Source organism: Bacteroides sp. An279, assembly GCF_002159615.1.
In the GTDB taxonomy this organism is placed as follows: Bacteria; Bacteroidota; Bacteroidia; order Bacteroidales; family Bacteroidaceae; genus Phocaeicola; species Phocaeicola intestinalis.
Genome location: NZ_NFJA01000097.1, coordinates 1 through 13,299, shown reverse-complemented (window position 1 = coordinate 13,299; position 13,299 = coordinate 1). Strand labels below are relative to the sequence as shown.

The 13,299-nt window shown below is 45.6% G+C and carries 7 protein-coding genes; 6 read left to right on the top strand and 1 reads right to left on the bottom strand.

Going from position 1 to position 13,299, the window contains the following annotated elements:
• The first annotated feature begins 393 nt into the window (after positions 1-393).
• The gene (locus B5F78_RS13975) at positions 394-1,629 is read left to right on the top strand and encodes a hypothetical protein (RefSeq protein WP_087407007.1); all 1,236 of its coding nucleotides are present in this window, start codon (positions 394-396) and stop codon (positions 1,627-1,629) included.
• 37 nt (positions 1,630-1,666) lie between these two features.
• On the top strand, positions 1,667-3,316 hold the full coding sequence (locus B5F78_RS13970) for an OmpP1/FadL family transporter (RefSeq protein ID WP_087407005.1): 1,650 nt from the start codon (positions 1,667-1,669) through the stop codon (positions 3,314-3,316).
• A gap of 151 nt (positions 3,317-3,467) precedes the next feature.
• Here B5F78_RS13970 and B5F78_RS13965 read toward each other — a convergent pair whose 3' ends face one another.
• Positions 3,468-5,378, bottom strand: a complete 1,911-nt coding sequence (locus B5F78_RS13965) for a family 43 glycosylhydrolase (protein WP_430746825.1) — start codon at positions 5,376-5,378, stop codon at positions 3,468-3,470.
• Between the two features lie 232 nt (positions 5,379-5,610).
• Between B5F78_RS13965 and B5F78_RS13960 the strand changes: the two genes are divergently transcribed.
• The 4 genes from B5F78_RS13960 (at position 5,611) to B5F78_RS13945 (ending at position 12,851) form a co-directional block, all read left to right on the top strand.
• Positions 5,611-7,971, top strand: a complete 2,361-nt coding sequence (locus B5F78_RS13960) for a beta-galactosidase (protein ID WP_087407004.1) — start codon at positions 5,611-5,613, stop codon at positions 7,969-7,971.
• Positions 7,972-8,237: 266 nt separating this feature from the next.
• The gene (locus B5F78_RS13955; protein WP_087407003.1) at positions 8,238-10,181 is read left to right on the top strand and encodes a glycogen debranching enzyme N-terminal domain-containing protein; all 1,944 of its coding nucleotides are present in this window, start codon (positions 8,238-8,240) and stop codon (positions 10,179-10,181) included.
• A 15-nt stretch (positions 10,182-10,196) separates the two neighbouring features.
• Complete coding sequence (locus tag B5F78_RS13950; RefSeq protein WP_087407002.1) at positions 10,197-11,471, top strand: glycosyltransferase family 4 protein; 1,275 nt, start codon at positions 10,197-10,199, stop codon at positions 11,469-11,471.
• 15 nt (positions 11,472-11,486) lie between these two features.
• Entirely contained in the window at positions 11,487-12,851 is a 1,365-nt protein-coding gene (locus tag B5F78_RS13945; RefSeq protein WP_022041175.1) for a glycoside hydrolase family 57 protein, read from the top strand.
• The last annotated feature ends 448 nt before the right edge of the window (positions 12,852-13,299 follow it).

Here is a 13,299-nt window from a genome sequence, read left to right as displayed (position 1 = left end):
GCTCCTGTTCTTCGTCAGATAGCCCGCTATCTTCCTCATCACAGAAGCGAAAATGCCTCAAAAACTCATCCCAAATCATCGCACGATAAATTCAAAACAGCTTCTAAAACAGTTTTTTATAGAAAAATTGGTTTGTGAAAATGGAATGGAACACAGAGGCACAAATTGCCCATTGTCAATTCTTCTGTGTCTCTGTGTTCAATGGAACGAATCATGCGGAATTTCAGCATTTCATTTTGGATTGACTATAAATAATTTTAAAATAGGGAAAACCCTACCGCGAAATAGGGAAATCCTACTTGCGGGATACAAGATTCTCGCTAACTTTGTATTGCAGGAATAGGCAGGTTCCGGCAGATTATGGTAAACAATAAATTTTTAATAGGTATGAAGATGAAGATAAGATTAGGCGTTTCGTTGCTGATAGCTTGCTTACCGTGGCTGGCTATGGCACAGAATGACGACCTTTATTTTGTTCCGAAGAAAGAAAAGAAGGCGGAAACGAAAACCGAGGTGCGTCAGGTGACGAGGCAGACAACAACGACTACAACTACAACGGCATCGGTTTCTCCGGGCACAACAGTGGTGGTAAAGGACGTGACGGGGAAAACGCGTGACATTGATGAATACAACCGCCGGTATACATCGAGAGAGAATACGTTCAGCATGCAGAACGATACCCTATACATAGAAGAGAAACCTTACGGCGAACGGGGTGAATGGGTGAACGGCTTCGAAGGTTCGCAGGACGATTACGAATACGCCATGCGTATCGTCCGTTTCCGTAGTCCGGCGTATGCCATTCCTATCAGCAGCCCCTTGTATTGGGATGTTGTGTATGGTGCTTTTCCATCGTGGGACTGGAACGTATACGACGATGGATTGTATGCTTACGTGTTCCCCACCTATTCCAATCCGTTGTGGTGGGACTGGCGCTGGAACTGGAGTATAGCCGGTCCGCGTTGGGGATGGTACTCGCCATGGCATTATGGTGGGTGGTATTCTTCGTATTGGTATGGCGGTTACTGGGGCGGTTGGTATGCCGGCTATTGGGGACCGTGGCATCATCCGCATCCGTATTGGGGAGGCGGATATCATCATCACCATTATCGGGGATTTACCGATTATCGTCCTACACGTTATATGACTTCAGGAGGTTCGTATACGAGGAATTCTTCGCGTTATGCGACAAGTACTTCGCGTCCTTCACGTGCAACGAGTAGAAGCATAAGCCGGGCACGAGGAAATACTGCTGTACGCCGCTCGTCTATCGGACGTGTAGTACAAGGTTCGGGCACACAAGGCAATGCTCAGTCAGTACGTCCGGGCAGGTCCACCATACGTGGAACTACAGGCACAGTACATTCAGACGCTTCGCGTACACAAGGTATTTATACCCGTCCGAGCCGGAGCGTAGACCGTACAGGGTCGTCGTATAATCGTCCGAGCAGTACGCGCCGTAGTGTAAATTATAATAATAACCGCAATTCGTTCAACAATTCTACAACGCGCAGCAATAGCTTCAACCGCAGTTCGAGTGGAAGTTTCAACCGTAGCAGCGGTGGTGTCAGCCGGGGAAGCGGTGGAGGCGTAAGCCGTTCTTCGAGTGGCGGAGGCCGTAGAAGATAAGCCATATAATAAAAGGTATATAAAGAAAACAACAAAGATGAAAGCAAAGATAATTTCTATAAGTGTCTTGGCAATGGTTGCTTTGGCTTCCGTTGCCCAGACCCAGTATGATGCCGTTCGTTTCGGAACAGGTGAACTGAACGGAACGGCACGTTTTGTAGGTATGGGAGGAGCCATGAGTGCGCTGGGTGCCGATATTTCGGTGATGGGAACCAATCCTGCAGGTATCGGTTTGTTCAGGAGCAATGATGTGTCTGTGTCGTTCGGTTTCAACAAGAATCTGACAGAAAGCAATTTCAATGGTTCGGTGATGAAAGATGACCGTACGCGTGCTTCTTTTGACCAAATCGGTATTGTTTATAGCATGAAAATCGGAAACAAAACTGATTTGCGCTACTTGAACTTCGGGTTCAACTATCACAAATTGGCGAATTTCAACCGTCAGTTCTCATCGGGAGGTAATCTGAACGGATCGTCCATGACCTGGCAGATGGAAGATATGTTGTTAAATGCCGGCGAAGTCTATTCGCAAGAAACTTTCGATAACTTGCTTGATCATAATAATCCCTACCGTTCGGACGCATTTTTGTGCACGCCTTTCCTAAGTATGATGGGGGTTCGCACAGGAACGGTGATCACATCGAAAGATGAAAATGTCCCCGACGAGTTTTATCTGTCGGCATGGAACGGGCAGAACGGGCAGTACTACAGCCGTGAGGAAGGAGGCATCAATGCTTATGATTTCAATGTATCGTTCAATGTGAAGGACCGGGTCTATTTGGGGTTGACCTTGGGGGTGTACGACATCAATTATCACCGTTACTCATCATATGCCGAAACATTTGATAATGAATACGTTCCTGGTAGTGGGAGCCTTGTGCTGAACAATTGGTTTGATACGGAAGGCACGGGATTCGACTTGAAACTGGGTGCCATTATCCGTCCTTTCGAGTATTCTCCTTTCCGTATTGGTTTGGCAGTGCATACGCCGATATGGTATGCCTTATCAGATACATATACGGCAACATTGGATTCCGATATATCGTCTTTTGATGCTCCTTACACTGAGAATTTGGGCGAGTATTTGCCCTCGGGAGCGTATGGTTTGGATTATTTGTTGAATACGCCTTGGAAAGTGAATGTAAGCATGGGTACAACTGTGGGTTCCGTATTGGCGTTGGATGCGGAATATGAATATGCGAATTACGGCGCATCGAAATACAAAGACCGTGACGGATATGAATTGGCTTCTTCGAATGAAGCGGCCGACAAATATCTGAAGAGCACGCATACGGTACGTGTCGGCATGGAGGCGAAGCTGACGCCTAGGTTCAGTTTCCGTGCAGGGTACAATTACATGACTTCCCCGATAAAGGATAATTCAGTACGTTATGTGCCCAGCCTTCCGACGAATACGGCGGATCAGATTATCTACGAAGTAACCCGTACCGATCCCGAATACCATAACTTGAAAGCCCGTAATACATTGACACTGGGTTTAGGCTATCGTGGAAATTTGTTCTATTGCGATGTTGCTTATAAGTATGATTTCTATAAATCGGATTTCTATATGTTCGATGACTATCGTTTTTCGGCTGATGGCAATTCGATTGTGGAACATAACCAGCCTGCAAAAGTGAATCATGACCGTCATCAATTGCTTTTCACATTGGGTGTGAATTTCTAAAGTATGCCATTTATAGTGTTATACCAGTGAAAGTCATTGGGATACCTTTCCTTAAAAGGATAATTTACGATACAGCGTATCACAGAGTCTCTTAAATTATTCTCTGTGATACGCTGTTGAATTTTCAACATATAGTTATGTGAGCAACTACTTATTTGGTTAATGTCACGCGTCTGATGGTTCCGTCTTCATTGAACTCAAGCCGGTCGATGCAGACTTCGCGGTGCACGCCCGGACCTTTGTCTTTATCCAGATAATTCTTGTTGATGCGGTGGTAGACGATGTACCATTCATCGGTACCTGGTTTGCGTACGACAGAGTTATGCGCCGGTCCGTAGATTTCTTTTGCCGGGTCTTGAATGGTTACGATAGGATCCTTGGCTACCTTTATCGGACCGAGAGGCGAATCGGATGTTCCGTATGCCACATGATAGTTGGGCGAGCCGGTATCGTCTACCGACCATAAGAAGTAATAGGTACCTTTCCGGTAGAATACATACGGGGCTTCGCGATAGGCATAGTCTTTCAGGGTTCCGCCTTTGGGAGTCAACACCTTGATGGTTTCTTTCTTTACCGATACCATATCGCTGTTCAGTTCGGCTCCTGCCATGTAACCGTTGCCCCAATATATATAAGGTGTACCAGTCATTGGGTCGGTAAATACATCCACATCAATTTGCTGCCCGTGTCCGGCAGGAGAATCGGTGATGATGGGTTGTCCCATGTCCTTAAACGGACCTGTGGGCGAGTCGGCTATGGCTACACCGATTTGTTTGCGCGAATTGTCGTTGGGGTTGCCGCTATAATAGAAGAAGTATTTGTATTTTCCGTCTATCAGTTTTTCTTCAATGGCAGGTGCCCATGCATTGCCATTTGCCCAAGGAACCTGTGGAGAGCGCAGGTCGAGGATTACGCCTTCATAAGTCCAGTCTTTCAGGTCGGGCGAAGAGAATGCCGTAAAATACCAGCCCCCCCATCCGGACTGACCGTCGGTAGTGGAATAGATGTAATATTTATCAGTTTTCTTTGAATAAAGTATTTCCGGGTCGGCATGAAAACCGGGCAATACCGGATTCTGGGGCAATTCGCCCAGTTCTTCCGGCTTTCCCCATTTATCTGTAATGCGTTTCAGTTCGGCACGGGTAATGGGGATAACGGTTCCGTGACGTGGATGGAAGTTCATCTTTACGGCATGGTCAATCACTTTAAAGTGTTCCAGGTCGGTGGTTTCCGTAAATTGGTAAGCCCCTTTCATGTACACGTCATACATCAGGATGTATTTGTCCTGTCCTATCAGCTTGAATGTGCCTGCACCTTCTACCGCTTCTTTGGTCTGTTGCTTGTAGTCGGGGCTTTCTTTCCATTCCCCTGATGTAAGCGAGCGGGTAGTGGCTACTTTGATGCCGTTTCCATGTCCTTCTGTTTTATAGAACAGATGGTACACTCCGTCTTTATAAACAATATCCCCGTCAATGCACGATTTCTTGTCGGCAGGGATAAATAAAGGTTTCGGTTCACCGGTCAGGTCGGTGAAGTCCTCGTTGGCGTATGCGTAATAGATAACGTCCGGTCCGCCTTCGTATTGCATGGACCAGTAAAGCATATACTTGCCTGCTTCTTTATCGAAGATGGTCTGAGGCGCCCATACACGTTTCAGTTTTTCCTGTCCTTTATAACGCTTCTGCATGTTGATGATGGAGTGCGACCAGTTGACAAGGTCGGTAGATTTCAGCATCACCAGGGCGCGGTTCGAATCCCATCCGTTATCCGACACCATATCGGTCACGACCATGTAGAAAGTCTTTCCGTCTTCGCACCGCAGGATATGCGGGTCGCGTACACCTCCGGTCGAACTGATGACTTTCGAGTCGAGCACCGGCTTGTTGCCGTTCAGTGCATAAAAAGAATACCCGTCCATACTGACGGCAAAACATACCGCTTCTTCACTGATGTGGTTTCCGGTGAAATACGTGAAGAGATAGCCTACATAGTCTTTTTCTTCCGTTAAAGATGCCCGCGATACTGAAATTGTCAGCAGAAACAACGCGAGCAAGGCAAGCATACGTGTCTTGTAATTCATGGTTAATTGTTTTTGGTTAATAGTATTTGTTTGGATTATTCTTTTAACAAAGATAGGGCTTTCTGCATTACGATGTATGCGAGAAAGTGTTTTTGACCGGTTTATGCCCCTAATTTGACTGATTATTTTCTCTTTCGGCTATCCATTTTTTCCTATCTTTGTGCAGACAATCTGATAACATGAAATTATTTGTTAACTTTTAAAGAAAACTTGTATGAATAAATTGGCAACTATTGGCGTGTCGCTTCTGCTTTCTATTGGAGCGATGACTGGATTTCAGTCGTGTGCGCCGAAAGCTGAAAGCGGAACGTTTGAGGCAGGGAAAGGAAGTTTCCTGCTCAATGGCGAGCCTTTTGTGGTAAAGGCTGCCGAGTTGCATTATCCTCGTATTCCACGTGCCTATTGGGAGCATCGCATCAAGCAATGCAAGGCGTTAGGGATGAATACTATTTGCCTGTATGTTTTCTGGAATTTCCATGAAGAGAAGCCGGGAGAGTTCGACTTTACCGGGCAAAAGGACTTGGCTGAGTTCTGCCGCCTGTGCCAGAAGAATGATATGTATGTTATCCTCCGTCCCGGTCCGTATGTATGTGCCGAGTGGGAAATGGGCGGTCTGCCCTGGTGGCTTTTAAAGAAGAAAGACATCCGTTTGCGTGAGGACGACCCGTATTTTCTGGAACGTGTGGCTATCTTCGAGAAAGAAGTTGCCAATCAGGTGGCTGGATTGACCATACAGAAGGGTGGTCCTATTATTATGGTGCAGGTAGAGAATGAATACGGATCGTATGGCGAAAGCAAGGAATATGTAGCGAAGATACGCGACATCGTGCGGGAGAACTTCGGCGATGTAACCTTGTTTCAATGCGACTGGGCATCCAATTTCCAACTCAATGCATTAGACGATTTGGTGTGGACCATGAACTTCGGTACAGGTGCGAATATCGACGAACAGTTTGCTCCATTAAAGAAAGTACGTCCCGACAGCCCGTTGATGTGTAGCGAGTTCTGGAGCGGATGGTTCGACAAATGGGGAGCCAATCACGAAACCCGTGCGGCAGATGATATGATTGCCGGCATTGATGAAATGCTTTCAAAGGGTATTTCGTTCAGCCTTTACATGACTCACGGCGGTACCAACTGGGGACACTGGGCTGGAGCGAACTCGCCGGGATTTGCACCGGATGTGACTTCGTATGATTATGATGCGCCTATCAGCGAATCGGGAAAGATTACGCCGAAATACGAGAAATTGCGTGAGACCTTGGCGAAATATATGGACGGAAAGAAGCAGGCTAAAGTGCCCGATGATATCCCGACTATCTCCGTACCGGCTTTCGAGTTTACCGAAGTGGCTCCGCTGTTCGCTAATCTGCCCGAACCGAAGAGCGATGATACCATCCGCACGATGGAGGAGTACGATCAGGGATTCGGAAGCATTCTTTACCGCACAACTTTGCCCAAGATTGACCGTTCAGCGACACTTACCGTAACCGAAGCTCACGATTATGCACAAATCTTTATTGACGGGAAATATATCGGCAAACTGGACCGCCGGAACGGGGAAAAGCAACTGGATATTCCGGCATGTGCCGAAGGTGCGCAATTGGATATCTTGGTGGAAGCCATGGGACGTATCAATTTCGGACGGGCTATCAAAGACTTTAAAGGAATTACCGAAAAGGTCGAATTGAAGAACGAAGGACGTACTACCGAATTGAAAGGCTGGAAGGTTTATAACCTGGAAGACCGTTACGAAGGGTATAAAGGTTTGAAGTTTGAACCGCTGAAGTCGGTAAAAGATGCGCAAGGCCAGCGTGTGCCGGGTTGCTACCGGGCTACATTCCACGTAGAGAAGCCGGGCGATACGTTCTTGAACTTTGAAACATGGGGCAAAGGCTTGGTTTATGTAAACGGATATGGCATCGGACGCATTTGGGAAATCGGTCCTCAGCAGACATTGTATGTCCCGGGATGTTGGTTGAAAGAAGGCGAAAATGAAATATTGGTATTTGATATCGTAGGTCCAAAAGAAGCCCGTACGGAAGGGTTGGAAGAACCGATTCTGAACCAATTGCTGGTGAATAAGCCGCTGACACATCGCAATAAGGGTGAAGAACTCCGGCTTGCGGGAGAGACTCCGGTATTGAGCGGAAGCTTCAAAGCGGGCAACGGATGGCAGGAAATGAAATTCGGCAAGCCGGTTTCGGGACGTTATGTCTGTATAGAAGCCTTGAATGCGCAAGACGGAAAAGACTTGGCATGTATTGCCGAAATGTATCTGCTTGATGAAAACGGAGAACGTCTTTCACGTGAACCGTGGATTGTAAAATATGCGGATAGCGAAGATGTATCGCAAGTAAACCGTTCGGCTGATAAGATTTTCGATTTGCAGGAGTCTACCTACTGGAGTACCGAAACCGGTTCGGCTTATCCTCATGCGGTTGTAATTGATTTGGGAGCGAAGCATACCCTGACTGCAATCCAATATCTGCCCCGTATGGAAAGCAATGTGCCCGGAGGCATCAAAGATTTTAAAGTATATGTGAAAGGCGAAAATTTCTCTTATAAACATTAGATCTTCAGTCCCCGATTGGAACATCAGACATCATTTTTGTGTATCTTGTTCCGATTGGGGCATTTCGTTAGGCCGATGTCTTAAATTATGCTATAAAACACACATTCTGTAATATAGTGTTGCCTGTAATAAGAAAAATGCAATTTTTTTAGGTAAACGGGAAAAAAAAACGAACTTTTCATTTTGCCTTGTTTATTTAATTACTAATTTTGAGGTGTTAAAGAAATAACATTTTTTATGCAATTAATAACCTTAATATAACAGCTATGAGTTATTTACGATTTGACAAGACGCTGATGACGAATTTGGAAGAATCTTTGACACGTGAAATTCTTCGGACTAATCGTTCTGGCGCGTATCATTGCTCTACAATAGTAGATTGCAACACTCGCAAATACCATGGTTTATTGGTCATCCCCGTGCCGGAACTGGATGATGAAAACCATGTGTTGTTGTCCTCGCTCGATGAAACGGTCATCCAGCATGGGGCTGAATTTAATCTGGGACTCCATAAATATCATGGAGACACTTTCAGTCCGCGTGGTCACAAGTACATCCGGGAGTTCGAATGCGAGAAAGTGCCTACTACTATTTACAGAGTGGGAGGTGTAGTGCTGAAGAAAGAAAAGTTGTTCGTGCATCATGAGAACCGTATTTTGATTCGTTATACTTTGCTGGACGCTCATTCCAGTACGACACTTCGCTTGCGCCCGTATTTAGCTTTCCGTAGCGTACGTCAGTACACTCATGAAAACGCACAGGCAAGTCGCCAGTATGATACCGTAAAAAACGGAATCAAAACATGTATGTATCCGGGATATCCCGAATTGTTCATGCAGACCAATTGCCCGAACGAATTCCATTTCCAACCGGATTGGTACCGGGGCATAGAGTATCCGAAAGAACAAGAACGCGGATACGATTTCAATGAAGACCTGTATGTGCCGGGGTATTTCGAAATGGAAATCACCAAAGACCATCCGGTTGTGTTCTCGGGAGGCATTTCGGAAATTGAAACCGCTAATCTGGACCAACTCTTCTCGGAAGAAGCAGACCGCCGTACTCCGCGCGACAATTTCAAGCATTGCCTGATTAATGCTGCCCACCAGTTCCTGAACAAACAAGGAGACGAGTCATACGTCTTGGCAGGCTACCCATGGTTCAAATGCCGTGCGCGTGACATGTTCATCTCTCTGCCGGGACTGATGCTTGCTATCAATGAAACAGACAAGTTCGAAACAGTGATGGACACGGCATCTAAAGCGATTTACGAATTCATGAAAGGCGAACCCGCAACGCTGAAAGTCTACGAAATGGAACATCCGGATGTATTGTTATGGGCAGTATGGACTATCCAGCAATACGCGAAAATGGTATCACGCGATGCGGCACGAAGCAAATACGGGGCATTATTGAAAGACATCATGACGTATCTTGCCGAAGGAAAACATCCGAACCTGAAAGTATGTGATAACGGACTGGTATATGCCCAAGGAAGAGACAAAGCCATTACGTGGATGAATGCAATGTCGAACGGCCGTCCGGTTACTCCGCGTACAGGATATATCGTCGAATTCAATACACTGTGGTACAACGCGTTGATGTTTGCCGGAGAATTGCTGGGCGAAGGAGGTGATACAGAATTTGCAGGAACCTTAACCCAATTGGCAGAAAAAGCAGGAAAGGCTTTCATTGACACATTCTTGAACGAATACGGTTATCTGCTCGATTATGTAGATGGAGACATGATGGACTGGAGCGTACGCCCGAACATGATTTTTGCAGCAGCATTCGATTATTCTCCGTTGAATGCCAAACAGAAGAAAGGCGTGGTCGATATTGTGACAAAGGAACTTCTTACTCCGAAAGGTTTACGCTCGTTAAGCCCGAAGAGCGGAGGCTACAACCCGAATTATGTAGGCCCGCAAATCCAACGCGATTACGCTTACCATCAAGGTACGGCATGGCCCTGGCTGGAAGGATTCTATCTCGAAGCCTATTTGCGCATCTACAAGCGTAGTGCCATTTCGTTCGTAGAACGTCAGATGATTAGCTTCGAAGACGAATTGTCACTCCATTGCGTAGGATCTATTCCTGAATTATTCGATGGAAACCCGCCATTCAGAGGCAGAGGAGCCATTTCGTTCGCCATGAACGTGGCTCAAATATTGAGAACTTTAAATCTGTTAGAAAAATATGACAATCAGTAAAAGGGAGGAAATACTATGAAAGTTTTAATGTTTGGATGGGAATTTCCTCCCCATATCTTGGGAGGTTTAGGTACAGCCAGTTACGGACTTACCAAAGGTTTAGCGCAACAAGAGGACATGCAGATTACCTTCTGCATACCGAAGCCATGGGGAGATGAAGACCAAAGCTTCTTGAAAATCATCGGCATGAACAGCGTACCTATCGTATGGCGCGATGTACAATGGGATTACGTAAAAAGCCGTGTAGGAAACTATATGGACCCGCAGCTCTATTACGACTTGCGCGACCATATCTATGCCGATTTCAACTATATGCATACCAATGATTTGGGTTGCCTTGAATTTTCAGGGCGTTATCCAGATAATTTGCATGAAGAAATAAACAATTATTCCATTGTGGCGGGAGTGGTTGCCCGTCAGCAAGAATTTGATATCATCCATTCGCACGACTGGCTGACCTATCCGGCAGGTATACATGCCAAGCAGGTATCAGGCAAACCGTTGGTCATCCATGTTCATGCTACCGATTTCGACCGTAGCCGTGGCAATGTAAACCCTACGGTTTATTCCATCGAAAAGAACGGTATGGACCACGCCGATTGCATCATGTGTGTGAGTGAATTGACACGACAGACGGTTATTCATAAATACTATCAGGATCCGCGTAAAGTCTTTACGGTCCACAATGCCGTGTCTCCGTTGTCAAAAGAGATTCAGGATATTGTACCGCGTAAAAATCCGAACGAGAAAATCGTTACCTTCCTGGGACGTATCACCATGCAGAAAGGACCGGAATATTTTGTTGAAGCGGCTGCGATGGTATTGCGCCGTGCGCGTCACGTGCGTTTCGTCATGGCAGGTAGCGGTGATATGATGAATGCCATGATTCGTCTGGCTGCCGAAAGAGGCATTGCCGACCGTTTCCATTTCCCGGGCTTCATGAGAGGCAAACAGGTGTACGAGGTATTGAAAGCCAGCGATGTGTACATCATGCCTTCCGTATCCGAGCCGTTCGGCATATCGCCACTGGAAGCTATGCAATGTAGTGTGCCTACCATTATTTCCAAGCAGTCGGGGTGTGCCGAAATCTTGAGTAAATGTATAAAGACCGATTATTGGGATATTCATGCCATGGCAGATGCCATTCATGCTATTTGTACTTATCCGGCATTGTACGAATACCTGCGCGATGAAGGAAAGAAAGAAGTCGACGGTATTGTATGGGAGAAAGTAGGCGTGAAGATTCGCGGCTTATACGAACAGACTTTAAAAAATTGTGGAAAACTATAATTATACAAAATCGATATGAAAACAATCTGTCTTTACTTTGAAATACATCAGATAACACATCTCAAACGCTATCGTTTTTTTGAAATTGGTACAGACCATTATTACTACGATGATTACGCAAACGAACAGGGCATCAACGATGTTGCCGAACGTTCGTATATTCCGGCATTGACCACCCTGATTGAAATGGCAAAAAACAATGAAGGAGCTTTTAAGGTTGGTCTTTCCATTTCAGGTGTAGCACTCGAACAATTGGAGATACATGCACCGGCTGTTATCGAACTGTTGCAGGAACTGAATGCCACAGGCTGTTGCGAATTTATATGCGAGCCTTATTCTCACGGCTTGTCTTCGTTGGCAAACGAAGAATGCTTCCGTGAAGAAGTAGAATTTATGCGTAAAAAAATCAAGGATTATTTCGGTCAGGATCCGAAAGTGTTCCGTAATTCCAGCTTGATTTACGACAATGAAATAGGTGGAATCGTAGCCAGCATGGGCTTTAAGGGCCAACTGATAGAAGGTGCGAAGCATGTGTTGGGATGGAAGAGCCCGCACTATCTGTATCATTGCGCCGAGAACCCGAATCTGAAACTGTTGATGCGCGACTTCAAGTTGTCGGATGATATCAGCCTGCGCTTCTCTAATTCGGAATGGAGCGAATATCCCTTGTTTGCAGATACTTATATAGACTGGATTGCCACTTTGCCCGAAAACGAACAGGTCATCAACATTTTTATGGAACTGTCGGCTCTCGGTATAGCACAACCGTTGTCTTCCAACATCCTGGAATTCTTGAAAGCATTGCCTGCATGTGCCAAGCAGCGGGGCATCACATTCTCGACCCCTACCGAAATTGTTACGAAATTGAAATCGGTAGATATGATGGATGTGCCTTATCCGATGTCTTGGTCGGATGAAGAAAGAGACATCAGTCCATGGCTGGGTAATGTGATGCAGCGCGAAGCGTTTAACAAACTGTACAGTGTGGCCGAGCGTGTGCATTTGTGCGACGACCGCCGTATCAAGCAAGACTGGTTCTACCTGCAGGCAAGCAATAATTTCCGTTTTATGACTACAAAAGATACGGGAGTTGGGCTGGATAGAGGTATCTATGATTCACCTTATGATGCATTTACTAATTATATGAACATCTTAGGCGATTTCTTGGCTCGTGTCAATTCGTTGTATCCGGCAGATATGGACAATGAAGAGTTAGGGTCTTTGCTTACCACTATCAAGAATCAAGGTGAAGAGTTGGTTCAGCTGAACGATGAGGTGACCAAGCTTCAAGCCGAATTGAAGAAATCTGAAGCTAAGAAGCCTGCGGCAAAGAAAACAACAACCACAAGAAAGACAGCTGCGGCTAAGAAAGAAAAGTAATTTTTTCAGATATTTGAGAAACTGTTTTGAATTTATCGTGTGCTGGTTGGGGATGGGTTTTTAAGGCATTTCCAATACTGTGAAGAAGAAGACAGCAAGCTATCTGACAAGAACAGAAGCGGAAAGGATTAAAAAATCGCCCAAAACGCATACGAAAACGAATACATTAAGCCAAGAATACTTTTTGTAGAAATTCAAAACAGTTTTTGTTAAGTTTGCGCCCGATTTCATATGAATGAAGTCGGGCGTTTTTAGTAATAATAGTATGAGTGCATTTCTTGTAAGATTATTAATCTTCATGCCGAAAGATTATTAATCTTCACGTTGTAAGATTAATAATCTTAGAAGCTGTTTTGAATTTATCGTGCGATGATTTGGGATGAGTTTTTGAGGCATTTTCGCTTCTGTGATGAGGAAGATAGCGGGCTATCTGACGAAGAACAGGAGC